The sequence below is a fragment of the Caulobacter sp. BK020 genome (genome assembly GCF_004342605.1).
Classification (GTDB): Bacteria; Pseudomonadota; Alphaproteobacteria; order Caulobacterales; family Caulobacteraceae; genus Caulobacter.
This window is the reverse complement of sequence record NZ_SLZL01000003.1, coordinates 301,224-325,022: the sequence shown is the minus strand read 5'-3', so window position 1 is coordinate 325,022 and position 23,799 is coordinate 301,224. Positions and strand designations below refer to the sequence as shown.

Here is a 23,799-nt window from a genome sequence, read left to right as displayed (position 1 = left end):
AGGATTTCGCCGCACGAGGCCGCCATGCTCGCACTCGCCCTCGCCGCCGCCCTGGCCGGCCCGCCCGCCACGATCGACCAGATGGCCTGGCTGAAGGGCTGCTGGGTCCAGGCCAAGCCCAACGGCGTGGTCGAGGAGCTGTGGATGGCCCCCGGCGGCGGGGTGATGCTGGGCCTGGGCCGAACGGTGCGCGACGGCCAGCTGCGCGAGTACGAGTTCGTCCGCATCGTCGAAGCCGACGGCTCGCTAACCTATGTCGCAGAGCCCTCGGGCCAGGAGAAGGCCGCCTTTCCGCTCAAGAGCCTGACGGCCGACGAGGCGGTGTTCGAGAACCCGGCGCACGACTTTCCCCAGCGGGTGATCTATCGCCGGTTGGGACCCGACGTCGTGACCGGCCGGATCGAGGGCCAGGTCGGCGGCCAGGCCAAGGCCGTCGAATTCCCCTACAGACGATGTCCGACCGGCAATTGACTTTGCCCCGCCGATGAGTATGTTCCGCGCCTCTTATTTCGACCGCGTAGGGACCTGCGCGACCATCGCAGGGATTCGACCATGGCCAAACCGGCTTCCATCAAGATCCGCCTGAACTCGACGGCGGACACCGGCTTCTTCTACGTGACCAAGAAGAACGCCCGCACCAAGACCGAAAAGATGGTGCTGAAGAAGTACGATCCGGTCATCCGCAAGCACGTCGAATTCCGCGAAGGCAAGATCAAGTAGGTCTGCCGACCCTTCGTGATGCGACAAGACGCCCGGCCGCCAAGCCGGGCGTTTTTTCGTTTCGGCCTATCGTTCTTGGCCCGGAAGCGTCTTGTTTTCGCCGCCGAGCGAAGGCCTAGCTGGCCCATGCGCCGAATCCCCCTCGCCTGCCTCTGGCTGACCGTCGCCCTGGCTTTCAGCGCTTGTTCGCCGGGCGTCCACGCCGCCACCCCGGTTTATGGCTACCAGGTGGTCCGCACCTATCCCCACGACCCCAGCGCCTTCACCGAGGGCCTCTTCCTGCGCGACGGCTTCCTGTACGAGAGCACGGGCCTGGAGGGCGCCTCGTCGATCCGCAAGGTCGTGCTGGAGACCGGCGGCGTCGAGAACGAGCGCTCGATCTCCAGCCAGTTCTTCGGCGAGGGGATCATCGACTGGAAGGACCGGCTGATCCAGCTGACCTGGAAGAACCAGCTCGGCTTCGTCTACGGGATCGACGACTTCGAGACCAAGGGCGAGTTCCACTATCCCGGCGAGGGCTGGGCCCTGACCCGCGACGACAGGCGGATCATCATGAGCGACGGCACCTCGCGCCTGCGGTTCCTGGATCCGGAGACGCTGAAGGAGACCGGCGGCGTCACCGTGACCGACGAGGGCCGGCCGGTGGACCAGCTGAACGAGCTGGAATGGGTCAAGGGCGAGATCTACGCCAACATCTGGCAGACCGACCGCATCGCCCGCATCGACCCGGCGACCGGCAAGGTGACCGGCTGGATCGACCTGACGGGCCTGCTGCCGGACGCCGACCGGGCCCGCGCCGACGTGCTGAACGGCATCGCCTATGACGCCAGGACCGACCGCCTGATCGTGACCGGCAAGCTGTGGCCGCGGCTGTACGAGATCAAGGTGGTGGCGAAGCCGTAGGCTTGGCCGGGGAAACGCCGCGCCTGAAAAGCGAGACACGCCGCAAGGGCATGTCCCCGGCCCGATCAGGCCGCCTTGCCGACCACGGCGTTGCGGCCCGACTTCTTGGCCTCGTACACGGCCTCGTCGGCGCGCTTGAGCAGGGCCTCGGGGGTGTCGTTGGGGCCGCTGGTGGCCGAGACGCCGATCGAGATGGTCACGGTCAGCAGCTCGCTGCCGTGGGCCACGCGGAACGGCGAGCCGGAGACGTGCATGCGGATCCGCTCGGCGATGCGCAGGGCGTCGGCCAGCTGGGTGTCGGGCATGATCACCGTGAACTCCTCGCCGCCGTAGCGGCAAGGCAGGTCGATGGCGCGAACGTTGGAGGCCAGGCGCAGGGCGAACTCGCGCAGCACCTCGTCGCCGACGTCGTGGCCGAAGCCGTCGTTGATCTTCTTGAAGTGGTCGATGTCGATCAGCAGCGCTGCGACCGGATCGCCGCCGAGGCCCGCGCGCTTGGCCAGAGAGTCCAGCTGGCCGGTCATGTAGCGGCGGTTGTGCAGGCCCGTGAGCTGGTCGGTGACCGCCAGTTCCAGGCTGTGGTCGAGGTTCTGGCGCAGATAGTCGGTGTAGCGCTTGCGCTGGATCTGGGTCTTGACCCGGGCGGCCAGTTCCTGCGGATCGATCGGCCGGGGCAGGATGTCGTTGATGCCGATCTCCAGCGCCTTGACGATGCGCGGACGCTCGTCCGGATCGACCATGGCCAGGATCGGCAGGTGGCGGGTGCGCTCGTCCGAGCGCAGGCCCGCCGCGAAGCGCAGGCCGTCGAAGCCCTTGGCCGCGGCGTTGATGATCACCAGATCCACCGGCCCGCCGGCGCTGATCTGGGCCTTGGCGGGGTCGGACTCGATGACCGGGCGGTGCTCGACCGCCAGCTCGGCGGCCACGCGCTGGGCCTGGCGCTCGTTGTCGTCGACCACCAGCACCCGGCCGCCCAGGCCGTCCAGCCGCGAGGCGGCGCCGGCGATCACGCCGATGCGCCGGCCCGAAGCCTCGCGCTGGCGCAGCTCGTCGATCACCAGCTTGAAGCGGGTCAGGCTGCGCACCCGAGCGAACAGCATGACGTCGTCGATGGGCTTGGTCAGGAAGTCGGCGGCGCCGGCCTCCAGCCCCTGGATGCGGTCGGCGCGGCCGTCCAGCGCCGTGACCAGCACCACCGGGATGTGGCGGGTGGCCGGGTCTTCCTTGAGCTTGCGACAGACGGTGAAGCCGTCCATGCCGGGCATCATCACGTCCAGCAGGATCACGTCGGGCAGCTCGTCCGCCGCCACGGCAAGCGCCGTGGGGCCGTCATAGGCGACGGACACTTGATAATATTCGGCCGACAGCTTGGCCTCGAGCAGGCGGACATTGGCCTCGATGTCGTCGACGACCAGGATGCGCGCGCTCACGGCCCTTACCTTTCCAGCAACCGGCGGATGGTGTCCAGGAAGTGCGACACCGAGATCGGCTTGGAGATATAGGCCTCGCAGCCGCCTTCGCGAATCCGCTCCTCGTCGCCCTTCATGGCGAACGCGGTCACGGCGACGACGGGAATGTGGGACAGGTCGTCGTCCTCCTTCAGCCACTTGGTGACTTCCAGGCCGGAAATCTCGGGCAGCTGGATGTCCATCAGGATCAGGTCCGGACGGTGCTCCCGGGCGATCGACAGCGCCTGCAGGCCCTCGCGGGTCTGCAGGGTGTCATAGCCCTGGGCTTCGAGCAGGTCATGAAAGAGTTTCATGTTCAGCTCGTTATCCTCGACGATGAGGACCTTCTTCGTCATCCTGACCCCGACCATTCCGGTCCGTGGCGATGCGTGAGGGATTCGCATCGCTTCTGGATTCCAGATCGCACGAATATCCTTAAGCCCGCGCTAATCGCGTTTACCTTGACCAATCGTAGATCATGGAACCCTGTCTTTCCGACCTTCAGGCCTGCACCGTGCGCCCGGACGCGCCACTGGTCATCGTCGATGTCGACGAGGTCCTCGCGCGGTTCATGCATGGCTTCGGAACGTTCATCGGGCGCCATGGATTCGAACTGCGGGTCGACCGCTTCGCCCTGTTCCAGAACATCTACCGCCCGGGCGAGACCCAGCACCTGGACCTGATCGCCGGCCGGGCCCTGTTCGACGACTTCTTCCGCGACGGGGCCGACGACCTGCCGCCCGCCGAGGGCGCGGCGGACGCCCTGGCCGACCTGTCCGCCCGGGCCGACGTCGTGATCCTGACCAACGCCCCCGAGCACGGCCGCCAGTCGCGCATCCGCTGGCTGAAGACCCACGGCTTCGACTATCCGCTGGTGATCAACAGCGGCCCCAAGGGGCCGTCGGCGGCGCATCTGTCCGAGCGCACGGCCTCGCCGTCGGTGTTCGTCGACGACCTGCTGCCGCAGCTGAACTCGGTGGCGGACAGCGCGCCGCGGGTCAGCCGCTTCCAGATGGTGGCCGACGAGCGCCTGCGGCCCCTGGCCCCCTCGGATCCCGATCGGCACGCCCGCATCGACCTGTGGCCGGACCTGAAGGCCGCCATCGAGCGCAAGCTGTTCCCATGAAATCCCTCTGCCGCGACTGCCTGGCGACGGGCGAGGCCAAGGCCTCGCGCTGTCCGGCCTGCGGGTCGCCGCGCGTCGTCTTCCACGAGGAATTGGGCCGGCTGAGCATGGCCCACATGGACTGCGACGCCTTCTACGCCTCGGTCGAGAAGCGCGACGATCCGTCGCTGCGCGACAAGCCGGTGATCGTCGGCGGCGGCAAGCGGGGCGTGGTGACCACGGCCTGCTACATCGCCCGGATGAGCGGTCCGCGCTCGGCCATGCCGATGTACAAGGCGCTGAAGCTGTGCCCCGACGCCGTGGTCATCAAGCCCAACTTCGCCAAGTACCGGCACGAGAGCCGGCGGATCATGGCCAAGCTGGAGGCCCTGACGCCGCTGGTGCAGCCGCTGTCGCTGGACGAGGCCTGGATCGACCTGTCGGGCACCGAACGCCTGCACGGCGCGCCGCCGGCGGTAATGCTGGCGAGGGTCCAGCGCGAGATCGAGGCCGAGGTCGGCATTACCGTCTCGATCGGTCTGGCCCCCAACAAGTTCCTGGCCAAGATCGCCTCGGAACTGGACAAGCCGCGCGGCTTCTCGGTGATCGGGGCGGTCGGGATCGCCGAGTTCCTGGCCCCCCGGCCGGTGTCGATCCTGCCCGGCGTCGGCCCGGCCACGGTGACGGCCCTGGCCTCGGAAGGCCTGCGCACGGTCGGCGACATCGCCCGCGCCGACCTCAAGTGGCTGGTCAAGGTGCTGGGCTCGGGCGGGCTGCGCCTGCACCACCTGGCCCACGGGCGCGACACGCGGATGGTCGATCCCGACCAGGAGCGCAAGACGATCAGCGCCGAGACCACTTTCAACGACGACCTCTACAGGCGCGAGGACCTGGAGGACGAGCTGTGGCCGCTGTGCGAGAAGGTCGCCCGCCAGGCCCGGGCCGGCGGGCTGGCGGGCCGGGTGGCGACGCTGAAGCTGCGCACGCCGGACTTCAAGATCCACACCCGCCGTCGCACGCTGGCCGTCCCGACCCAGACGGCCCGCACCCTGTTCCAGGTGGCCCGCGAGCTGCTGGCGGCCGAGCCGAAGGGCCTGCACTACCGCCTGATCGGCGCCGGCCTGACCGATTTCGTGCCCGCCGAGGGCGCGGCCGACGACTTCTTCGCCAGCGACGAGCGCAAGGCGCTGAAGAGCGAGACGGTGATCGACGGCCTGCGGGGCAAGTTCGGGGCGGGGGCGGTGGTGACCGGGCGGGCGCTGAAGGGGAAGTAGCGGCTGCCACTTGCCCCCTACGGATCGCTTCGCGATCGTCTTCCCCCAGAGGGGGAAAAACCGCGCCATGAAGGCTCCGCCCCCTATGGGGGCGGACATGCGGCGAAGCCGCCAGGTGGGGGCAAGTGCTCCCCCCAACTCACATCAGCGAACCCTTGCCGCTGGTCACCTCGGTATAGCGGTGCACCCGCACGGCCTGGACCAGGCCGAAGCCGATCATCACCGTCAGCATGACGGTGCCGCCATATGACAGCATCGGCATCGGCACGCCCACCACCGGAGCCATGCCCATGACCATGGCGCCGTTGATCAGCACGTAGAGAGCGAAGGTCGCCGTCACCCCGGCGGCCGACAGCCGGCCGAAGTGGCTGTGGCTGATCGAGGCGATGCGCAGGGCCATGAAGATCGCCACGCCGTATAGGAACAGCACGCTGAAGCAGCCGACGAAGCCGAACTCCTCGGCCAGGGTGGCGAAGATGAAGTCGGTCTGTTTCTCGGGCAGGAAGTTCAGCTGGCTCTGCGAGCCCAGGCCGAAGCCCTTGCCCATCAGCCCGCCCGAGCCCAGGGCGATCTTGGATTGCATGATGTGGTAGCCGTTGCCGGACGGATCCTTCTCCGGGTCCATGAAGGTCAGGATCCGGTTGCGCTGGTAGTCGTGCAGCACGAAGAAGATGAACGGTGGCAGGGCCGCCAGGCCGCCGACGATCCCGATGATGATCAGCCGCAGCGACAGGCCGGCCAGCACCATCACCGCCAAGCCCGGCAGGGCGATCAGCACGGCGGTGCCCAGGTCGGGCTGGTGGGCGACCAGCAGGGTCGGGGCGCCGATCAGGGCCAGGGGGATCAGCAGCTTCCAGGACAGCCGGGCGCTGTCGGCCGACAGGCCGTGATAGTAGCGGGCCAGGGCCAGGACGACGCCGATCTTCATGATCTCGGACGGCTGGAACCGCAGCGGCCCGATGGCCAGCCAGCGCTGGGCGCCCAGCGACACGTCGCCGACCGCCTCCACCGCCACCAGCAGCAGCAGGGCTATGCCGTAGATCGGATAGGCCATGGTGAACCAGACCCGCAGGTCCACCATCGCCAGGATGATCATCAGCACGAAATAGATGCCGAAGCGCAGCAGGTGCTTGTCGGCCCACGGCTCCCACGAGGCGCCGGCGATCGAGAACAGCATCAGCGCCCCGGTCCCGGCGATCAGGCACAGGACCAGGCACAGGGTCCAGTCGATCTCCATGAACTTGATGATCGGCCGGTCGCGTTCACCGGGCCGGCTGAGGCCGCCGCTGAGGGTCATCGGGGGGCTCCGGAAGCGGGAGGCGCGGGAACGGTCGGGGCGGCGGCCGGCGACGGCGGCGGGGCGCCGACGGTGGGGTCGTCGGGCGCGGCGCCCTCGACCGAACCGTCGGGGGCGGCCTCGACCGGCTCGGCCGGCAACGGCATGGGCCGCTCGATGCGGGCCCGGATCTCGGGATCCTTCAGCAGGGCCACGCGCATCACCTCGCGGGCCCGCGGGGCCCCGGCGGTGGCGCCGCCCAGGCCGCCGTGCTCGACGATGACGGCCACCGCGTAGCGCGGGTCGTCATAGGGCGCGAAGGCCACAAACAGGTTGTGGTCCTTGAGCTTCCACTGGACGCTGGCGCTGTTGCGGCTCTTGACCTTGTCGTAGCTGCGAACCTGCGCCGTGCCGGTCTTGCCGGCCATCTGCACGTCCCCCAGCCCCAGCTGGCTCTGGCGATAGGCGGTGCCGCGCACGTCGTTGGCCACGGCCGCCATGCCGCCGCGCACATAGGCCAGGTGCTCCATCGAGAACGGCAGGTCGGGCACCGCCGCGCCGCTGGGCTGCTCGACGCCGCCCACCGACTTGATCAGGCGCGGGTTGAGCGCCTTCTTGCCGTTGGCCAGGCGCGAGGTCATCACCGCCAGCTGCAGGGCGTTGACGCTGAGCGCCCCCTGCCCGATGCCGTAGCTGGGGGTCTCACCCGGAAACCAGATCTGGTTGGCCGGATTCTTCTTGAAGGCCCGCTTCTTCCACTCGCGGTCGGGAACCAGGCCCTTCTTCTGGCCCGGAATGCCGATGTCGAACGTGCTGCCGAAGCCCATGGCGCGGGCGGCGCTGGCGATGGCGTCGGGGCCGATCTTCAGCGAGGTCTGGTAGAAGTAGATGTCGCACGAGTTCTTGATCGCCTCGTGCAGGTTCTGCGAGCCGTGGCCGCCCTTCTGCCAGCACCGCCAGGTCCGCCCGCCATAGTACCAGCTGCCGCCGCAGTTGACGCGAACCTCGGGATCGATCCCCGCCGTCAGGGCGGCCAGGCCGACGGTCGGCTTGAAGGTGGAGCCCGGCGGGAAGGTGCCGTTCAGCACCTTGTCCAGCAGCGGCTTGCGCTCGTACTCGGCCAGGGCCTTGTATTCCGGTCCCGACAGGCCCTTGACGAAGCGGTTGGCGTCGAAGCTGGGGGCCGAGACCATGGCCAGCAGGTCGCCGGTGCGGATGTCCATCACCACGATGGCGCCGCTCTCGTCGCCCATCACCTCCAGGGCGCGGTTCTGGATGTCGGCGTCCAGGGTCAGGCGCACTTCCTTGCCGGGCGTGGCCGGGATGTCGCCATCGGGATCCAGGCGCACGACGCGGCCCTGGGCGTCGACCTCGGCCTTGGTGGCGCCGGGGCGGCCGCGCAGGTCGCGGTCGAGGGACTTCTCGATGCCGGCCTTGCCGATCCGGAAGCCCGGATGGTGCAGCAGGTCCTGGTCCTGGGTCGGGTCGTCCTTGGCCTTCTCCAGGTCGCGGTCCGAGACCTTGGCGACGTAGCCGATCACGTGGGCGAAGGCGCCGCCGAACGGATAGACCCGCACCTCGCCCATGTCGGCCGTCACCCCCGGCAGCTCCGGGGCGCGGATATTGACGCGGGAGAACTCCTCCCAGGTCATGTCCTCCATCACCGCCACCGGAGCCTTCTTGGGCGCGCGGGCGATCTCCTTGACCAGGCGGGCGCGACGCGCGGCGTCGATCGGCACCAGCAGGGCCAGGTCGTCGAGCGTGGCCTCGACGTCGAAGTCCTTGGAGTCCTTGCTGACCATCAGCCGGAAGTTCGGCCGGTTGGAGGCCAGGGCCACGCCGTTGCGGTCCAGGATCAGGCCGCGCGGCGGCGGCGTCAGGCGGTAGTTGAACTGGTTGCCGGCCGAAAGCTTCTGGTAGCGCTGGGCCTCGACCAGCTGCAGCTGGGCCAGCCGGCCGCCCAGGGCCAGCAGGCCGCCGCCGGCCAGACCGCCCATCAGGAACGCGCGGCGGTGGAACACCCCCTGCCGCTCGTTCACCTCGAAGAACATGATCGACGGTTCGCTCATGGCGTCACCGGAACCGAACGTCCGCGTCCTCGAACCGGTCGATCAGCCGGTGGGCGAACGGGAACAACAGGGTTGTCACCAGGAACTGCCAGAATACCGCCAGCAGGCTGGGCATGGCCAGGCTGTCGAGCATGCTGAACAGGAAGCCGCCCGCCATGGCGATGGCGGTGACGCCGGCGAACCAGGCCCACATCACCGGCTGGCTCTGGCCGGTCACCATGCTGCGGCCGGCCAGGGCGGTGGCGTAGGCGACCAGCAGCGAAAGACCCCACAGGCCCGTCGGCCCGCCCCAGAACATGTCCAGGAACAAGCCCAGCGCCAGCAGGGCGAACGGCGCCAGAATCGAGGGCCGGATCAGCGCCCAGGCGAAGGCCGGGACCATGGCGAACACCGGCTCGGGCAGCTGCAGGCCCCAGACGCGGATCGGCGCGGCGAAGACCACGGTCGCCAGCACGCACAGCAGGGCGGGCACACCCAGCCACAGGCCGGGGTGCAGGGGCCGCGCGCCGCCCACGCTAGATCTCCCCGCCGGCCGGCTGGCCGTTTGGCGCGGCTGTCGCCGGCCTGGCCGCGGCGGGCCGGGTCGTCGCGGGCTTCGAACCCGCCGGCTTCGGCGCCGCGGACGGCGAGGTGGCCGCGGCCGGCGGCTTGGCCGCTGGCGGGGTCGTAGCGGGGGGCTTGGCCGTCGTCTGCGCCGTCGCCGGGGTCGTTGTCGCCTGGGCCGCCGGCGTCGCGCCGGCCGCCGTCGGCGCCGCGCCGGCCTGGGCGGGGGGCTTGGGCGTCGTGGCGACCGGGCCCAGGATCGAGACGTCCGGATCCTCGGTGGTGACCGGCGGCAGGCTGCGGGTCAGCAGGGCCTTCTGGTCGGCCAGCTGGGCGAAGTCCTTGAACAGCAGGATGCGGACATAGTCGATGGCCGCGTCGTCGGCGAACAGCACCACCCGCCAGCGCCCGTCCAGACCCTTGACCGCCGCGCCGACCGGCAGGCCGCGCGGCACCACGCCGCCGTCGCCCGAGGTGACGACCCGGTCGCCTTCCTTGATCGGATCGACGCCGCGCAGATATTCCAGCTTCGGATTGGGGCCGCCGTCGCCGGTCAGGATGGCGCGGGCGTTGGTGCGGTCGACCATCACCGGCGTGCGCGAGGCGATGTCGGTCAGCAGCAGCACCCGGCTGGCGCCACGGGCGACGCCGACCACGCGGCCGACCAGGCCGCGCTCGTTCATCACCGGATTGCCGATCATCACCCCCTTCTCCGAGCCGGAGTCCGCCAGGCGAGTGTTGGCGAACGGGCCGCGGGTGTCGGCGACCACGCGGGCGGCGACCATCGGGATCGGCGGATCGGTGCGCAGGCCCAGCAGCGACCGGTAGCTCTGGTTCTTGTCGACCTCGGCCAGGTACATGTCGCGATAGCCGCGCATCTCCCTCAGCTCGGCCTTCAGCTTGCGGTTCTCCGACGCGGTGAAGAAGTAGCTGCTGACGAAGTCGACGCCCAGGCCGGTCCAGCGTCCGGGCGCGGCGATCACGCCGCTGACCGGCTTGGAGACCGTGTCGACCGTCTGGCGGGTGACGCCGTAGGCCTGTTGCTGCAGGGTCTCGCGCCGGTCGGCCAGCAGGAAGGCCACGGCAATCACGACCGCGACGATCAACGCCACGGCCGCGGTCCAGGTCAGCGGCACTTTCAGGTCACCGAGCGGACCTTCGCGAAAGGGCACGTACGCGTTCTCCCGACGCCCCCCGCGGCGTCAAAGCGGATTTGATGCCTAGGCGAGAGTCGATTCAAGAACGCCCTTCATCCACTTGGGATGCTCGAGCACCTTGCCGCAGCCCAGGGCCACGCACGACAGCGGATCGTCGGCCACGGTGACCGGCAGGCCGGTGTGGTCGCGGATCTCGGCGTCCAGGCCGCGCAGCAGGGCGCCGCCGCCGGTCAGCATGATGCCCTTGTCGGCGATGTCGCTGGCCAGTTCCGGCGGGGTGGCTTCCAGGGCCACCTTCACCGCCTCGACGATCTGCCCGACCGGCTCGGCCAGGGCGTCGGCGGCCTGCTTTTCGCTGATGCGGACTTCGCGCGGCACGCCTTGCATCAGGTCGCGGCCCTTGACGTCGATCGACAGGCCTTCGCCGTCGGCCGGGGCGCGGGCGGTGCCGATTTCCTTCTTGATGCGCTCGGCGGTGGTCTCGCCGATCAGCAGGTTATGGTGGCGGCGCATATAGCTGATGATCGCCTCGTCCATCTTGTCGCCGCCGACCCGGACGCTGCGCGAATAGACGATGCCCGACAGCGACAGCACGGCCACCTCGGTGGTGCCGCCGCCGATGTCGACGACCATCGAACCGGTCGGCTCGTGGATCGGCAGGCCGGCGCCGATCGCGGCGGCCATCGGCTCGTCGATCAGGCCGACGCGGCGGGCGCCGGCGTTCAGGCAGCTGTCGTTGATGGCGCGGCGTTCCACGGCGGTTGCGCCCGACGGCACGCAGACGATCACCTTCGGATTCACGAAGCCCTTGCGGTTGTGAACCTTGCGGATGAAGTACTTGATCATCTCCTCGGCGACTTCGAAGTCGGCGATGACCCCGTCGCGCATCGGGCGGATGGCTTCCATGTGGCCCGGCGTGCGGCCCAGCATCTGCTTGGCCTCGATCCCCACCGCATGGACGATCTTGCGACCGCCCACATTGCGCAGCGCGACCACCGACGGCTCGTTCAGCACGATGCCCTTGCCCTTCTGGTAGATCAGGGTGTTGGCGGTGCCCAGGTCGATGGCGATGTCGTTGGAGATGACGCCGAAGAGGGAAGAAAACATTGAAAGCCCTGACTGAGGGATAGGGGGGCGAAGCGGCTGGGGGTCGTTCGAAACGGAAGGCGGCGGATAGGCGAAACGGAGCCGTTTGTGTCGGCGAACCGACGAAGGCGAAGGGGAAAGATGGCTCCTACTTCAATTCCAAACGAGGACAACATGATTCCCGCAAATTGCGGGTTTTGTCCCATTGACCAGCACTTGCCGCACGACGGGAGCGCTGGCTCCCGCCGCGCCGTCGCCTGACTGCCACAAAGCTGCCGACGAAGCCCGTTTGCCCTGCGAAAGCGTTGATTTCAAGGTCTATTGCAGACCCTGTCCCACCTGTTTTCACAGAACGGCGGCGCCGGGGGTTTCATCGCAGAAACATGGCCTTTTCTAGCCGAGCGCGGCCATGGCCACGCCGGCCGCCGCGAGCAGGCCGAAGATCATCTGGACCGCGGTCAGCCTTTCGGCGAACAGGCGGCGGCCGGCGAGCGCGGCGATCGGCGCCTCGATCACCCCGACCGCCCTCACCTGCCCGGCCGGCGCCAGGGCCAGGGCGATGAACCAGCCGGCCGAAGCGGCCGCGCCCCAGAACCCCGCGCCCAGCGACGGCCGCCAGGCCTTGGCCACCGCGACCAGGGCGGCGCGATCGCTCACCGCCAGGAACAGGGTCAGGGCCAGGGTCTGGACGATCTGCACGGTCATCAGGGTGACCACCGCCGCGAAGATCGGATGGCCCGGCTCCAGCGCGTGGCCGGCCTGGCGGAAAGCGTTCAGGCAGAAGCCGAACGCCAGGCCCGACAGCAGGGCGAAGAGGGCGCCGCTGACCGGCTTCTCCCCCGAGGCCCCGGCGCGCGGCCAGGTGACGACCAGCAGGGCGGCGCTGGCCACGGCCACGCCGGTCCAGCCCACGGCGCTCAGTTGCTCGCCATAGACCACCAGGCCCAGCAGGGCGGCCAGCGGGATCGAGCTCTGCTGCACGGCGGTCGCCACGGCGAACCCGGCCCGGCGCATGGCGACCAGCAGGGCGGCGGTGGCGGCGATCTGGCTGGCCCCGCCCAGCAGGGCCGCCGCCCAGAAGGCCGGGGTGGCGTGCGGATGCTCGCCCCGGGTCAGGGCGAAGGCGACGCCGACGAACACCGCCGTGAACGGCAGGCCAAACAGGAACCGCACCAGGGTCGCGCCCCACGGGCCGGTATCGCCCATCACCGAGCGCTGGGCGGCGTTGCGGGCCACCTGCGCGAACGAGGCGGCGATGGTGATCGGGATCCAGATCATCACGATCCTTTGGGGTCCTTATGCCGCCCTTATGGGGGCGGCCTGTTTGCGAATGGAGGCCTTAGGCCTCCTGGGCGCACACCCTGACCGTCGGCCCGTCCGGTGACGGGCGCGACCAGCACGAGGTTTCGAGCATGTCGTCCCATCCGCTCCGTCAGGCCGCGCGGTTCCTGCTCGGCGTTCCGACCGACGGGATCAATCACACCCTCGGGCGCATGCTCGCCCTGGCCCAGGCCACGCCGCTGTGCTTCGTGGCGGTGACCGGGCCGGACGCCGGCGAGGCGATGAGCGTGCTGTGGCGACGGGGTTACGACCGGGTGGAGGCCGCCCGCCGGGCCACCTGCCGCGCCGCCGACGAGCAGAGCGACGTGCTGCTGATCGTCGGCTGCTCGACGGTCCCCGATGCACGCGCCGCCGCGGCCTCGACCATGGCGATGCTGCGACCGGGCGGCGCGCTGGTGATCGACGCCGGGGCCATCATCGACCAGGAGCTGCGCAAGACGCTGTGCGACGACCTGCGTACGCTGGGACTGGACGTCGAGCCGCAGGCCCACCTGTCGGCGGAGCTGCTGGCGACGCGGCCGTCCGCCAAGCGGGCGGCCGCCTAGCGGCTAGAACCCGCTGGCGATCGCCGCTTCGGGCCGGCCCTTTTCCTTGCGCGCCATGAGGTTGTTCAGGGCGTTGACATAGGCCTTGGCCGAGGCGGTCAGGGTGTCGGTGTCGGCGGCCTGGCCGGTGGCGATGCGGCCGTCCTCCTCAAGACGGACCGAGACCTGGGCCTGGGCGTCGGTGCCCTCGGTCACCGCGTGCACCTGGAACAGGCGCAGGGCCGCCTGGTGCGGCACGATCTGCTGGATGGCGTTGAAGACGGCGTCCACCGGACCGTCGCCCGAGGCCTCCGAGGTCTTGATCTCGCCGTCGACTTCCAGGGTCAGCTCGGCCGACTGGCCGTCGGTGCCGGCCACGACGCGCAGGCGCTGGACGCGGATGCGCTCCGAGCCGCGCGCCAGGGCGTCGTCGACCAGGGCGATGATGTCGTCGTCGTAGACGTGCTTCTTGCGGTCGGCCAGGTCCTTGAAGCGGCCGAAGGCCTCCTTCAGGGCGTTCTGGCCCAGCTCGTAGCCCAGGTCCTTCAGCTTGGCGCGGAAGGCGTGGCTGCCCGAGTGCTTGCCCATGACCAGGCTGGACGGCGCCTGGCCGACCGATTCCGGGGTCATGATCTCGTAGGTCTCGCGGTTCTTCAGCATCCCGTCCTGGTGGATGCCGCTTTCGTGCGCGAAGGCGTTCTTGCCGACGATGGCCTTGTTATACTGCACCGGGAAGCCGGTGATGGCCGAGACGTAGCGGCTGGCGCGGGTGATGTGGGTGGTGTCGATGCCGGTCTGGAAGGGCAGCTTGTCGCCGCGCACCTTCAGGGCCATCACGATCTCTTCCAGCGCCGCGTTGCCGGCCCGCTCGCCCAGGCCGTTGATCGCGCACTCGATCTGGCGCGCCCCGCCCTGCACGCCGGCCAGGCTGTTGGCCACGGCCAGGCCCAGGTCGTTGTGGCAGTGGGTCGAGAAGATCACCTTGTCGGCGCCTTCGACGTTGTTGACCATCCAGCTGAACAGGTCGGCGTATTCGGACGGATAGGTGTAGCCTACCGTGTCGGGCAGGTTGATCGTCGTGGCCCCGGCCTTGATGGCGGTCTCGATCGCGCGGCGCAGGAACTGGCGGTCGCTGCGGGTGGCGTCCTCGGCCGACCACTCCACGTCGTCGCGCAGGTTGCGGGCGTGGCCGACCGAGCGGGCGATGACGTCGATGACGGCGTCCGGCTCCATCTGCAGCTTGTGCTTCATGTGCAGGTCGCTGGTGGCGATGACCACGTGGATGCGGCCGCGCTGCGTGCCCTTCAGGGCCTCGGCGCAACGGTCGATGTCGACCTGGTGAGCGCGGCACAGGCCGGCGATGGTCGAGTTCTTGACGATCTTGGCGATCTCGCGGACCGCCTCGAAGTCGCCGTTCGAGGCGATCGGGAAGCCGGCCTCGATGACGTCGACCCCCATCTCCTCGAGGATCTTGGCCAGTTCCAGCTTTTCGTCATGCGACATCGAGGCGCCGGGCGACTGCTCGCCGTCGCGCATGGTGGTGTCGAAAATGACGACGTTGTCGCGCTTGTCGAAAGCGGCGGGCGATACGGAGCTCATGGATCTACTCGTCGGAAGGTGTCTGCGTGGGGCCAGGTCTGACCTTTGGGGCGGCGGGTTCAGTCATCCCCTGCGCGCCCGGCCACGACGAAGCGCGGCCCCTAGAGCGCCCAGGGGTTGGTAAGCCGAAGCGAAAGCAGTTGGCGCGCGACGTTCATGAGTTGCTTTCTACACAGCAGGCCCAAAGCCAGCAAGCATTTTGCGTTAATCGCGCGATTGGCCGCACGCTACGCAACTTTCGACCAGAGACACCCGCCGGTTGAGGGAGGCCGTGCGGGGGAGGCGGAATCGGCGCGTCAAACGACCCCGCCAGACGGCCTCGAACGGCGCGAACCGCCCTCGCCTACTCCGTCGCCTCGCGCTTCTTGAGCCAGGCGCGGGCGACCAGACCGGCGGCGATCCACACCGCCACGGCCAGCACCAGCATGACGATGTGCCGCTGGCCGCCGCCCTTCAGCGCCTGGACGATGGAATTGCCGGCGAAGGCGGTCAGGGCGATCTTCGGGACGATGCCGACAGCGGTGCCGGCCGCGAAGTCGAACAGCTTCATCGGCGTGACGCCGGCCGCCATGTTGACCACGATGAACGGCGCCGAGGGCACCAGCCGGACGATCAGGCTGGCCAGGAAGCCGTTCTTGCCGATCAGCCTCATGAACTTGGCCACGCCGTCGCCGGCCAGATCCTGCAGCAGCCGGCCGCCGAACGTGCGCCCCAGCCAGAAGCCGACCAGAGACGAGACCAGGGTGCCGATCCAGCTGTAGGCGAAGCCGGTCCAGGGCCCGAAGGCGACCACCGCCGCGGCGATCAGCACGAACTGCGGCACGCCGATGAAGGCCAGCACCGCGAAGGCGCCGACCGCGACCGGCAGGGCCCAGGGCCCGTGGGCGGCGCTCAGCCACTGCTCGACCGTGACCTCGCCGTTCAGGCCCAGGAGCTGAGCCCCGAACAGGAAGATCACCCCCACCCCGCCGAACAGCACGAACGACACCGCGACCGTTCGCCAGGCGCGGGCGTCCATGTTGGTGAAGAAGTCGATCAGGCGACGAAGCATCCGCCTGCCTCGCCCATGCCCCAGCCGCGGTCAAGAGGGGGCGGTCGAACGGGCCGGCCACGGTCGCTACCTCCGATCGCGCACGGTTGCACATTTTACAGTCAAGCTTTCCTTCGGCCGCGAGGGTCCATGGTTAAGATTCCCCAAACGCGACATTTCAGTTGCGAACCTGTCGTAACGGGCGGCTAAGTTATCCACAGGCTTTTCCGGTTGCGGACCGGGCGTTTTGGGGAGAGCGTCGGCGTGAAGACCTTGGCTGTGATTTCCCGCAAGGGCGGGGCCGGCAAGACGACTCTGGCGATCAACCTGAGCCTCACCGCCCATCTGGCGGGCTGGAAGGTGCTGCTGGCCGACATCGACCCGCAGCGCTCGGCCTCCGACGCCCTGCGGGCCCGCGCCGCGCCCGGCCCCGCCCTGGCCGAGATCAGCGCCGGCAAGCTGTTCCAGGCCCGCTCCCAGGCCATGCACGACGCCCATGACGTCATGCTGATCGACACGCCGGCCGCGCCGGACGCCGACGTGGCTATCGCGGTCAATTCCGCCGACCTGTGCCTCCTGGTCTGCCGCCCCACCTTCCTGGACATCGCCTCGGTGGCGCGCTCTGCCGAGATGGTCCGGCGACTGGGCAAGGCGGGGCTGATCGTGCTGAACCAGGCGCCGTCCAAACGCGGCGGGTTCGAGCCCGCCAGCGTGCAGCAGGCGGTCGAGGCGCTACGCTTCTGCGGCCTGCCGGTCGCGCCGGTCGGCCTGCGCTCGCGGACCCTTTACCAGCAGGCGATCGCGCGCGGCCTGTCGGTCGGGGAATGGGACGCCCAGGCCCCGGCCGCCCGCGAGGTCGACCGCCTATGGAGCCACGTCGCCGGCCTGCTGGCCCTGGACGGCCACGGGCGCGACGCCCGCGCCGGCTGATCCGGAATTTTTCAAGTCGCGCAACGGCTTCCGCGAATTTGGCCTTCGCGTCAAAATATTCGGCGAGTTGAAGTTCTGTTCATACCTTGACCATAACCATCATCCACCTTGGGGAACCTTGCGGCTGCGGGAACCGGCCGTTGGGTCTGGGCGAAGAGTGCAAGTCGTGAAGACAATTACTGTGCTTTCCCGGAAGGGCGGGTCGGGCAAGACGACCCTGGCCGTGAACCTGACGCTGACGGCCTTCCTGCGGGGCCGCAAGGTGGTGCTGGCCGACATCGACCCGCAGCGGTCGGCGTCGGACGCCTTGAGGGCTCGCCGCGAGCCCGGCCCCGTCCTGGCCGAGGTCACCGCCGGCAAGCTGTTCATGACCAAGTCCAACGCCATGCGGGACGGCGTCGACTATCTGGTCATCGACACCCCGGCCATGCCCGAGGCCGACGTCGCCCAGGCGGTCAACATCGCCGACCTCTGCCTGGTGGCCGGCCGACCCTCGTTCCTGGACCTGGCCCCGATCGTTCGCTCGGCGGAGGCCGTCCGCCGCCTGGGCAAGGATGGCATGGTGGTGCTGAACCAGGCCCACACCAGCCGGTCGGACGTCGCACCGGCGGCCTTCCCCGAGATCCTGGAAGCCCTGCGGTTCTGCGGCCTGCCGCTGGCCCCGCACGGCCTGCGGGCGCGCGAGGCGTTCCAGACGGCCATGGCCCATGGGCTCTGCGTGGCCGAGCTCGAGCCGGGCGGCCCGGCCGCCCGCGATCTGCAGCGCCTCTGGGCCCATGTCGAGGCCAGGCTGGACGGTTTGGACGAAAAGCCGATGCGGACCGCCCTCACCGCCTGATCCGGCTTTCCCCCGGCGACGACGCCGACTAGAGCAAATCGCGCGATATAGGAATCGCACGACTTGCTCTAGATTTTCGTTTTCGCATCGCTTTGCGGAAAACCGGCGTCCACTTTTCCGCGCGATGCTCTAGGTTCCCCCGCTCCAGCGGCGGAGCCTTTCATGAAACTTCTCGGCGTTTCCGGCAGCCTGCGGGCCGCCTCGTTCAACACCGCCCTGCTGCGCGCCGCCCAGGAGTGTTCGCCGCAGGGCGTGGCCATCGAGATCTTCGGCCTGCACGACCTGCCGCTGTTCAACCAGGACGTCGAGGACCAGGGCGATCCCGCGCCGGTGACGGCCTGGAAGGACGCCATCCGCGGCGCCGACGCCCTGCTGCTGGCCTGCCCCGAATATAACGACGGGGTGACCGGCGTGCTGAAGAACGCCATCGACTGGGCCTCGCGCGGCAGCCCCTCGGCCTTGCACGGCAAGACCGCCTGCATCCTCGGCGCCTCGCCGGGCGTCACCGGCACGGTCCGCGCCCAGGACGCCCTGCGCCAGTCGCTGCGCAAGGTCTCGGCCGAGTACTGGCCGCTCAGCGAGATGCTGGTCGGCCAGGCCCACACCAAGATCGAGAACGGCCAGGTGATCGACGACACGACCCTGGCCTATCTGGGCAAGCACCTGGAGGCGTTCATCCAGCACATGCGCGAGAAGGGCCGCGAGAGGGGTTGAGCCGCTCTACTTGGCCATCGACGGGTCGTAGTTGGGACCGAAATCCAGCACGAACAGCGGCCCCAGCACCACGGTCTGCTTGGCGCTGCCCAGGTGCACGCCGACGCCCGCCGCGCCCTTCTCGGCGTCCATGCTGGCCCGCCCGCTGACAGTGTAGAGCTTCCACTCGCCGCTCGTCACCGCGACGCTGCCCCCGACGATGCCGCCCCACGGCGCGGCCGTCTGCTGGACGCCCACCGAGCTGAGGTTCGCCGTGGCCGGCCCGCCGTCGACCGGCTCGGCCTTGGCCCAGAAGGCGATGGTGATGACGTCGCCCTTGGTGATCTTGCCGTCCACGCCCTGGCCGGCGCTGTTTTCCCACGGCCTGTCGGGCGATGGCGCGGTGACCTGGATGCGGACGCCCGCCCCGCCCATCACCGCCTTGTCCTTGACCGGCGCATTGGTCTGGCCCGGTCCGTAGACGTTCCAGGCCGTGGACGGCTTGTTGATCGCATACTTCATGATGCCCTGGGCGGCCGGCTCGGCGGCCCTGGCCGTTACCGGCACGGTAGCGGACAGGCTCAGCGCGGCCACGGCGGCCAGGATGGCGATCTTGGTCATGGTTCCCCCCTTCGTTTCAGAGACGTCGTTGCGTCGATCGCCCGCCGTCGGCGGACGATGTGGTCGTTCCTCCCCGGGACCGCCCCTCGCGTGGGCGCTCCTCGTCTTGATGGTGATAGCGGTACCGTGCGCGCCGCATCGGCGCAAGAACCCCGCGCGCCGCGGCCTTTGTTGCGTTGCGCCCCGGCAAGCACGGGCGTAAACACCGCCGCAATCCTGAAACCGGTCTTTCGAGTCCACGTCCTCCCAGGGGAGTCCTGAACCATGTCGCTCGAGTCCGCCGCCCTGCGGCGCATCGCCCCCTCCGCCACCATCGCGATCAGCGCCAAGGCGCGCGCCCTGAAAGCGGCCGGCCGGGACGTGATCGCCCTCTCCGCCGGCGAACCGGACTTCGACACCCCCGACAACATCAAGGACGCCGCCATCGCCGCCATCAAGGCCGGCAAGACCAAGTACACCGACCCCGACGGCATGCCCGAGCTGAAGGCCGCCATCTGCGCCAAGTTCAAGCGCGAGAACGGCCTGGACTACAAGCCGAGCCAGGTCCACGTCGCCCCGGGCGGCAAGCCGGTGATCTACAACGCCCTGGTCGCCACCCTGAATCCAGGCGACGAGGTGATCATTCCCGCGCCGTACTGGGTGTCGTACCCCGACATGACGCTGCTGGCCGGCGGCACGCCCGTCTCGGTCGAGACCACCGCCGAAAGCGGCTTCAAGATCACGCCGCAGGCCCTGGAAGCGGCGATCACGCCCAAGTCCAAGTGGCTGATCATCAACAGCCCGTCCAACCCCTCGGGCGGCGCCTACACCCGCGCCGAGCTGGCGGCCCTGGCCGAGGTGCTGCTGCGTCACCCGCAGGTGTGGGTGCTGACCGACGACATGTACGAGCACCTGGTGTTCGACGACTTCGAGTTCACCACCATCGCCCAGGTCGAGCCCAGGCTCTATGACCGCACTCTGACGATGAACGGCGTGTCCAAGGGCTATTCGATGACCGGCTGGCGGATCGGCTACGCGGCCGGCCCCGAGGCGCTGATCAAGGCCATGGGCAAGATGATCAGCCAGACCACGTCTAACCCCTGCTCGATCTCGCAATGGGCGGCGCTGGAGGCCCTGAACGGCCCGCAGGACTTCATCAAGCCCAACGCCAAGCTGTTCCAGGAGCGCCGCGACCTGGTCGTGTCGATGCTGAACCAGGCGACCGGCCTGCACTGCCCGACCCCGGAAGGCGCCTTCTACGTCTATCCGTCCTGCGCCGGCCTGATCGGCAAGACCGCGCCGTCGGGCAAGGTCATCGCGACCGACGAGGACTTCGCCGGCGAACTGCTGGAGGCCGAAGGCGTCGCCGTCGTCCATGGCGCGGCCTTCGGCCTGTCGCCGTTCTTCCGCATCAGCTACGCCACCAGCAACGACGTGCTGGAGGACGCCTGCGCGCGCATCCAGCGCTTCTGCGCCAGCGTGAAATAGCCTTTCCGCCCGGCTGCGGCCGTCATTCTGGCCCTTCGGCGAGGATGACGGCTGTAAGTCGGCCGCGAACCGCGCTACGGCTCCTTGTCGCCGCCTCCCGCGGCCAGGAGATCGTCATGGCGCGCACCCCGAACTACAGCTTCGAACGCCAGGAACGCGAGCGCCTGAAAGCCCAGAAGGCCGCGCAGAAAGCCGCCGACAAGGCCGCGGCCAAGGCCGCCGGCGCCCCCGCCAAGCCTCCGGCCGACGATCCGCAGGGCTGATGGCGGCCGCGACATTCCGCGCGACTGCACGCTTCTCCGGAGCGTGGTAGGTCAGGCCTGGGGCGTCTGATTCTCGGGAGCGCGCATGCGCATTTCCGGCCGCATGGCCTTGGCTCCGGCGTTCGCCGGCCTGATGTTCCTCGCCCTGGCGCCCGCCGCCCAGTCTGCGTCCTTGAACCCTCGCCTCGACACCGCCGTCCTGGACGAGCTCAACTTCGCCCGCGCCCGCCCGGCCGAATATGCCGACGAACTGCGCCGCGAGCTGAACCGGAGCGACGATCCCGCCGCCGTCGAGGAGGCGATCGATTTCCTGGAGCGCCAGGCCTCGCTGCCGCCCCTCGAGCCGGATCGACGCATCGCCGCCGCGGCCCGCCAGCACGCCCAGGTCCAAGGCCCGCGCGGCGACGTCGGCCATGGTCCGGCCGGCTCCCTGGGCCAGAGGCTGCGTGGCCAGGGCGTCTGGGCCGGCCTTTCGGCCGAGAACATCTCCTACGGGTTCGAAGACCCGCGCGATGTCGTCCGCCAGCTGATCATCGATAGCGGCGTGCCCAATCGCGGCCATCGCCGCAACATCTTCGCCGCCAGCTACCAGCTGGCCGGCGTGGCCTGCGGCCCGCACCGCGCCTACGGCTACATGTGCGTGATCGACTTCGCCGGCGCCCTGCCGCGCTGAGGCCTAGAGCATCGCGCGGAAAAGTGGATGCCGGTTTTCCGCAAAAGCGATGCGAAAACAAAAACCTAGAGCAAATCGTGCGATTCCTATATCGCGCGATTTGCTCTAGCCGTCGATCCAGTCGGTCAGCCCCTCGCGGGCGTGGACTTCGCGCAGGGACGGCATGGCCCGCATCCGCGCCAGGTAGCGGGCGATGTTGGGCCAGGCCGTGGCTTGCCGGGGCAGGTTGCGCGACCAGCGCATCAGCATGGTGGCCAGGAAGTCCACCGCCGACAGCCGCTCGCCCAGCATGTAGGGACCCTTGGCCGCCAGCTGGGCGTCGACGCGGTCCCAGGCCGCCTCGATCCGCGCCCGCGCCGCCGCCTGGGCCGCCTCGGCGTTGGCTTCGCCCGCCGGCTCCTGCGGATAGTACCAGGCGCGGAAGCTGGGCATCAGGGCGTTGGCCAGATAGACCATCCACTGCAGATAAGCCGCCCGTTCCGGCGCGCCCGGCGCCGGGGCCAGGCCCTTGTCGGGGTGGCGCTCGGCCAGCAGCATCAGGATCGCCGTGCTCTCCAGCACCGGCGCGCCGTCGACGATCAGGGTGGGCACGACGCCGCCCGGATTGAGCTTCAGATAGTCGGGAGCCTTCTGCGCGCCGGCGGCGATGTCGGTCAGGATCAGCTCGAACGGCGCGCCGATCTCGATCAGCATCCAGTGCACCGCAAGGCTGGCCGTGCTGGGGCTGTAATAGAGCTGGTACATGCGCGCGATCCCTCACCCTTTTGGCGGGCGAGGGATCGGTCGGCGGGACGAGACTGTCAATCGCCGCGAAGCGGCGTCGCGAGGCGCGTCAGTGCTTTTCGCGCCAGCGCGCCTTGGCGTCGTCCTGGGTCAGGTTCAGGTGCACGCCGTCGTCGTCGACATGGTCGACCCAGGTGATCGGGATCAGGTGGTGCTTGAGGGCGCCGCCCAGGTCCAGCTTGGCCAGCTCGATCTCGCCGCCGACCACATGATCCACCCGGCCGACATGACCGCCGTCCGAGCCGACCACTTCCAGGTGTTCGCGGATTTGCGAGGCGTCGATCATCACGTTCCTCCTGTTGATGGACGTCTTGGCAGGGTAAACGGGTCAGGGCTCGGCGCAGTTTCCGGAAGGCTTGCGGACTGAAGATGTTCACTTTACGTTCTAGCCAAGGTTGCGACTTTGCGGATGTCGCGTTCCTGGCTATCACTCGGCGAACGCCGCGGGGGAAACACCGATGATCCGATCGCTCGTCGCCCTGATCGTGCTGGCCGGCGCCCTCGCCTCGGCGGGGATGGCCGGGGCGCAGACGGCGACCCAGCCGCCGACGGTGGCCCAGCCGGCCGCCGCGACGCCCGCGCCTTCGGAGCCCGCGCCCGCCTCCCCCCTGCCCCGGGTCGATGCGGTGTTCGCCGCCGACGGCGTCACCATCATCGACGGCGGCAAGAGCGTGCTGTTCTACCGCACCGCCCCGGCTGATCCGCACGAGGCCGGCCGCCTGAACTATGTCCACCCGATCTGGGCGCCCGACGGAACGGTGCTGACCGAGGACCGTCCCGCCGACCACCTGCACCAGCGCGGGGCGTTCTGGAGCTGGCATCAGGTGCTGGTCGACGGCAAGCCGGTCGCCGACGGCTGGTTCATGAAAGGCCTGACCTTCCATGTCCGCGAGAAGCGCTTCAAGGGCGACAGCGCCGGCGGCGGGACCCTGGTGGTCAACGCCGACTGGATCGTCAATTCCGCGCCCGAGGTGAACTATGTGGCGCGCGAGACCACCAAGGTCCGCGTCTATCCGCTGAAGGCGGGCGCGCGGCGCATCGATTTCGACACGGTGATCACCGCGCGGTCCGACACCCTGGCCCTGGGCGGCAGCGACGACGAGAAGGGCTATGGCGGCTTTTCGGTGCGGCTGATCAAGCCCGATCGGCTGAATTTCGGCTCCGGCGGCAAGAGCGTGACCCCGGCCGTGGGGCCGGTCGAGGCCGGCAAGGCCATGGGGTTCGCCTGGACGCCGGGCGGCGGCGCGCCGGCCTGGACCGTGGGCCTGGCCTGCAAGGCCAACGGCGCGCCGATCACCCGCTGGATCCTGCGCCGGGAACTGTCGATGCAGAACTGCGTCTTTCCCGGACGGGCGCCGTTCGTGCTGAAGAAGGGCCAGACCCTGCGCCTGCAATCGACGCTGATCCTGCGGCCGGCGACCCCCGCCCCCGCCGGGCCGAAGAAGAAGGGCTAGGC

Annotated in this window: 26 protein-coding genes; 13 read left to right on the top strand and 13 right to left on the bottom strand. The window is 69.2% G+C overall.

Annotated features, from left to right (window positions below):
- Nucleotides 1-24: 24 nt before the first annotated feature.
- The 3 genes from EV278_RS05525 to EV278_RS05515 all read left to right on the top strand — a co-directional run bounded on the left by EV278_RS05525 (nt 25) and on the right by EV278_RS05515 (nt 1,623).
- Nucleotides 25-471: a DUF6265 family protein gene (locus tag EV278_RS05525; RefSeq protein WP_132087704.1), complete on the top strand. Its 447-nt coding sequence runs from the start codon at nt 25-27 to the stop codon at nt 469-471.
- Between the two features lie 81 nt (nt 472-552).
- A complete protein-coding gene (gene rpmG, locus EV278_RS05520; RefSeq protein ID WP_010920317.1) occupies nt 553-720 on the top strand; it encodes a 50S ribosomal protein L33 in 168 nt (55 codons plus the stop codon).
- 126 nt (nt 721-846) lie between these two features.
- Nucleotides 847-1,623 carry a glutaminyl-peptide cyclotransferase gene (locus tag EV278_RS05515; RefSeq protein ID WP_132087701.1) on the top strand — a complete coding sequence of 259 codons (777 nt, stop codon included), beginning with the start codon at nt 847-849 and terminating at the stop codon, nt 1,621-1,623.
- Nucleotides 1,624-1,688: 65 nt separating this feature from the next.
- Here the strand turns inward: EV278_RS05515 and EV278_RS05510 are convergent, their stop codons facing one another.
- On the bottom strand, nt 1,689-3,053 hold the full coding sequence (locus tag EV278_RS05510) for a PleD family two-component system response regulator (RefSeq protein ID WP_132087698.1): 1,365 nt from the start codon (nt 3,051-3,053) through the stop codon (nt 1,689-1,691).
- A gap of 5 nt (nt 3,054-3,058) precedes the next feature.
- Nucleotides 3,059-3,427, bottom strand: coding sequence for a response regulator (locus EV278_RS05505; protein WP_132087695.1), 369 nt, complete (start codon nt 3,425-3,427; stop codon nt 3,059-3,061).
- Nucleotides 3,428-3,549: 122 nt separating this feature from the next.
- On the opposite strand from EV278_RS05505, the gene EV278_RS05500 reads away from it, so the two are divergent.
- Nucleotides 3,550-4,197 carry a hypothetical protein gene (locus EV278_RS05500; RefSeq protein ID WP_132087692.1) on the top strand — a complete coding sequence of 216 codons (648 nt, stop codon included), beginning with the start codon at nt 3,550-3,552 and terminating at the stop codon, nt 4,195-4,197.
- On the top strand, nt 4,194-5,450 hold the full coding sequence (locus tag EV278_RS05495; RefSeq protein WP_132087689.1) for a DNA polymerase IV: 1,257 nt from the start codon (nt 4,194-4,196) through the stop codon (nt 5,448-5,450). The genes EV278_RS05500 and EV278_RS05495 overlap by 4 nt, the downstream gene beginning before the upstream one ends.
- 139 nt (nt 5,451-5,589) lie before the next feature.
- Here the strand turns inward: EV278_RS05495 and rodA are convergent, their stop codons facing one another.
- The 6 genes from rodA to EV278_RS05465 all read right to left on the bottom strand — a co-directional run bounded on the left by rodA (nt 5,590) and on the right by EV278_RS05465 (nt 12,859).
- The gene (gene rodA, locus EV278_RS05490; RefSeq protein WP_132087686.1) at nt 5,590-6,747 is read right to left on the bottom strand and encodes a rod shape-determining protein RodA; all 1,158 of its coding nucleotides are present in this window, start codon (nt 6,745-6,747) and stop codon (nt 5,590-5,592) included.
- Nucleotides 6,744-8,795 (bottom strand): penicillin-binding protein 2, encoded by a 2,052-nt coding sequence (gene mrdA / locus EV278_RS05485; protein ID WP_132087683.1) that lies wholly within the window; start codon nt 8,793-8,795, stop codon nt 6,744-6,746. Before mrdA ends, rodA begins: the two co-directional genes overlap by 4 nt.
- Before the next feature lie 4 nt (nt 8,796-8,799).
- Nucleotides 8,800-9,309, bottom strand: coding sequence for a hypothetical protein (locus EV278_RS05480; RefSeq protein WP_132087680.1), 510 nt, complete (start codon nt 9,307-9,309; stop codon nt 8,800-8,802).
- 1 nt (nt 9,310) lies between these two features.
- Entirely contained in the window at nt 9,311-10,510 is a 1,200-nt protein-coding gene (mreC, locus tag EV278_RS05475) for a rod shape-determining protein MreC (protein WP_132087677.1), read from the bottom strand.
- A 48-nt stretch (nt 10,511-10,558) separates the two neighbouring features.
- The gene (locus EV278_RS05470; RefSeq protein ID WP_056761599.1) at nt 10,559-11,602 is read right to left on the bottom strand and encodes a rod shape-determining protein; all 1,044 of its coding nucleotides are present in this window, start codon (nt 11,600-11,602) and stop codon (nt 10,559-10,561) included.
- Between the two features lie 372 nt (nt 11,603-11,974).
- A complete protein-coding gene (locus EV278_RS05465) occupies nt 11,975-12,859 on the bottom strand; it encodes a DMT family transporter (protein WP_132087893.1) in 885 nt (294 codons plus the stop codon).
- Nucleotides 12,860-12,993: 134 nt separating this feature from the next.
- Between EV278_RS05465 and EV278_RS05460 the strand changes: the two genes are divergently transcribed.
- The gene (locus tag EV278_RS05460; protein WP_132087674.1) at nt 12,994-13,467 is read left to right on the top strand and encodes a hypothetical protein; all 474 of its coding nucleotides are present in this window, start codon (nt 12,994-12,996) and stop codon (nt 13,465-13,467) included.
- Between the two features lie 3 nt (nt 13,468-13,470).
- On the opposite strand, the gene EV278_RS05455 is transcribed toward EV278_RS05460, so the two are convergent.
- Nucleotides 13,471-15,045 (bottom strand): 2-isopropylmalate synthase, encoded by a 1,575-nt coding sequence (locus EV278_RS05455; protein ID WP_132087671.1) that lies wholly within the window; start codon nt 15,043-15,045, stop codon nt 13,471-13,473.
- Between the two features lie 343 nt (nt 15,046-15,388).
- Nucleotides 15,389-16,096: a TVP38/TMEM64 family protein gene (locus EV278_RS05450; protein WP_132087669.1), complete on the bottom strand. Its 708-nt coding sequence runs from the start codon at nt 16,094-16,096 to the stop codon at nt 15,389-15,391.
- Nucleotides 16,097-16,339: 243 nt separating this feature from the next.
- On the opposite strand from EV278_RS05450, the gene EV278_RS05445 reads away from it, so the two are divergent.
- The 3 genes from EV278_RS05445 (at nt 16,340) to EV278_RS05435 (ending at nt 18,557) form a co-directional block, all read left to right on the top strand.
- The gene (locus tag EV278_RS05445; protein WP_132087667.1) at nt 16,340-17,005 is read left to right on the top strand and encodes a ParA family protein; all 666 of its coding nucleotides are present in this window, start codon (nt 16,340-16,342) and stop codon (nt 17,003-17,005) included.
- A gap of 166 nt (nt 17,006-17,171) precedes the next feature.
- Complete coding sequence (locus EV278_RS05440; RefSeq protein ID WP_132087664.1) at nt 17,172-17,843, top strand: AAA family ATPase; 672 nt, start codon at nt 17,172-17,174, stop codon at nt 17,841-17,843.
- 162 nt (nt 17,844-18,005) lie between these two features.
- On the top strand, nt 18,006-18,557 hold the full coding sequence (locus EV278_RS05435) for an NADPH-dependent FMN reductase (protein WP_132087661.1): 552 nt from the start codon (nt 18,006-18,008) through the stop codon (nt 18,555-18,557).
- 6 nt (nt 18,558-18,563) lie between these two features.
- Here EV278_RS05435 and EV278_RS05430 read toward each other — a convergent pair whose 3' ends face one another.
- On the bottom strand, nt 18,564-19,157 hold the full coding sequence (locus EV278_RS05430; protein WP_132087658.1) for a hypothetical protein: 594 nt from the start codon (nt 19,155-19,157) through the stop codon (nt 18,564-18,566).
- 264 nt (nt 19,158-19,421) lie between these two features.
- On the opposite strand from EV278_RS05430, the gene EV278_RS05425 reads away from it, so the two are divergent.
- The 3 genes from EV278_RS05425 (at nt 19,422) to EV278_RS05420 (ending at nt 21,560) form a co-directional block, all read left to right on the top strand.
- Entirely contained in the window at nt 19,422-20,624 is a 1,203-nt protein-coding gene (locus tag EV278_RS05425; protein WP_132087655.1) for a pyridoxal phosphate-dependent aminotransferase, read from the top strand.
- A gap of 116 nt (nt 20,625-20,740) precedes the next feature.
- Nucleotides 20,741-20,887, top strand: a complete 147-nt coding sequence (locus EV278_RS23915; protein ID WP_165916530.1) for a hypothetical protein — start codon at nt 20,741-20,743, stop codon at nt 20,885-20,887.
- A gap of 85 nt (nt 20,888-20,972) precedes the next feature.
- Entirely contained in the window at nt 20,973-21,560 is a 588-nt protein-coding gene (locus tag EV278_RS05420) for a CAP domain-containing protein (protein ID WP_132087652.1), read from the top strand.
- 105 nt (nt 21,561-21,665) lie between these two features.
- On the opposite strand, the gene EV278_RS05415 is transcribed toward EV278_RS05420, so the two are convergent.
- Together EV278_RS05415 and EV278_RS05410 are read right to left on the bottom strand one after the other, a co-directional pair.
- Nucleotides 21,666-22,304 (bottom strand): glutathione S-transferase family protein, encoded by a 639-nt coding sequence (locus EV278_RS05415; protein WP_132087650.1) that lies wholly within the window; start codon nt 22,302-22,304, stop codon nt 21,666-21,668.
- A gap of 88 nt (nt 22,305-22,392) precedes the next feature.
- Entirely contained in the window at nt 22,393-22,629 is a 237-nt protein-coding gene (locus tag EV278_RS05410) for a DUF2171 domain-containing protein (RefSeq protein ID WP_132087647.1), read from the bottom strand.
- Nucleotides 22,630-22,801: 172 nt separating this feature from the next.
- Here EV278_RS05410 and EV278_RS05405 point away from each other — a divergent pair, with 172 nt between their 5' ends.
- Nucleotides 22,802-23,797 (top strand): DUF6807 family protein, encoded by a 996-nt coding sequence (locus tag EV278_RS05405; RefSeq protein WP_132087644.1) that lies wholly within the window; start codon nt 22,802-22,804, stop codon nt 23,795-23,797.
- Nucleotides 23,798-23,799 lie beyond the last annotated feature (2 nt).

What these genes read in the sequence shown, in the direction of transcription:
- EV278_RS05525 (WP_132087704.1), top strand. Translation starts at nt 25, where the DNA reads ATGCTCGCACTCGCCCTCGCCGCCGCCCTGGCCGGCCCGCCCGCCACG.
- rpmG (WP_010920317.1), top strand. Translation starts at nt 553, where the DNA reads ATGGCCAAACCGGCTTCCATCAAGATCCGCCTGAACTCGACGGCGGAC.
- EV278_RS05515 (WP_132087701.1), top strand. Translation starts at nt 847, where the DNA reads ATGCGCCGAATCCCCCTCGCCTGCCTCTGGCTGACCGTCGCCCTGGCT.
- EV278_RS05505 (WP_132087695.1), bottom strand. Translation starts at nt 3,427, where the DNA reads ATGACGAAGAAGGTCCTCATCGTCGAGGATAACGAGCTGAACATGAAA.
- EV278_RS05500 (WP_132087692.1), top strand. Translation starts at nt 3,550, where the DNA reads ATGGAACCCTGTCTTTCCGACCTTCAGGCCTGCACCGTGCGCCCGGAC.
- EV278_RS05495 (WP_132087689.1), top strand. Translation starts at nt 4,194, where the DNA reads ATGAAATCCCTCTGCCGCGACTGCCTGGCGACGGGCGAGGCCAAGGCC.
- rodA (WP_132087686.1), bottom strand. Translation starts at nt 6,747, where the DNA reads ATGACCCTCAGCGGCGGCCTCAGCCGGCCCGGTGAACGCGACCGGCCG.
- mrdA (WP_132087683.1), bottom strand. Translation starts at nt 8,795, where the DNA reads ATGAGCGAACCGTCGATCATGTTCTTCGAGGTGAACGAGCGGCAGGGG.
- EV278_RS05470 (WP_056761599.1), bottom strand. Translation starts at nt 11,602, where the DNA reads ATGTTTTCTTCCCTCTTCGGCGTCATCTCCAACGACATCGCCATCGAC.
- EV278_RS05465 (WP_132087893.1), bottom strand. Translation starts at nt 12,859, where the DNA reads ATGATCTGGATCCCGATCACCATCGCCGCCTCGTTCGCGCAGGTGGCC.
- EV278_RS05460 (WP_132087674.1), top strand. Translation starts at nt 12,994, where the DNA reads ATGTCGTCCCATCCGCTCCGTCAGGCCGCGCGGTTCCTGCTCGGCGTT.
- EV278_RS05455 (WP_132087671.1), bottom strand. Translation starts at nt 15,045, where the DNA reads ATGAGCTCCGTATCGCCCGCCGCTTTCGACAAGCGCGACAACGTCGTC.
- EV278_RS05450 (WP_132087669.1), bottom strand. Translation starts at nt 16,096, where the DNA reads ATGCTTCGTCGCCTGATCGACTTCTTCACCAACATGGACGCCCGCGCC.
- EV278_RS05435 (WP_132087661.1), top strand. Translation starts at nt 18,006, where the DNA reads ATGAAACTTCTCGGCGTTTCCGGCAGCCTGCGGGCCGCCTCGTTCAAC.
- EV278_RS05430 (WP_132087658.1), bottom strand. Translation starts at nt 19,157, where the DNA reads ATGACCAAGATCGCCATCCTGGCCGCCGTGGCCGCGCTGAGCCTGTCC.
- EV278_RS05425 (WP_132087655.1), top strand. Translation starts at nt 19,422, where the DNA reads ATGTCGCTCGAGTCCGCCGCCCTGCGGCGCATCGCCCCCTCCGCCACC.
- EV278_RS23915 (WP_165916530.1), top strand. Translation starts at nt 20,741, where the DNA reads ATGGCGCGCACCCCGAACTACAGCTTCGAACGCCAGGAACGCGAGCGC.
- EV278_RS05420 (WP_132087652.1), top strand. Translation starts at nt 20,973, where the DNA reads ATGCGCATTTCCGGCCGCATGGCCTTGGCTCCGGCGTTCGCCGGCCTG.
- EV278_RS05415 (WP_132087650.1), bottom strand. Translation starts at nt 22,304, where the DNA reads ATGTACCAGCTCTATTACAGCCCCAGCACGGCCAGCCTTGCGGTGCAC.
- EV278_RS05410 (WP_132087647.1), bottom strand. Translation starts at nt 22,629, where the DNA reads ATGATCGACGCCTCGCAAATCCGCGAACACCTGGAAGTGGTCGGCTCG.
- EV278_RS05405 (WP_132087644.1), top strand. Translation starts at nt 22,802, where the DNA reads ATGATCCGATCGCTCGTCGCCCTGATCGTGCTGGCCGGCGCCCTCGCC.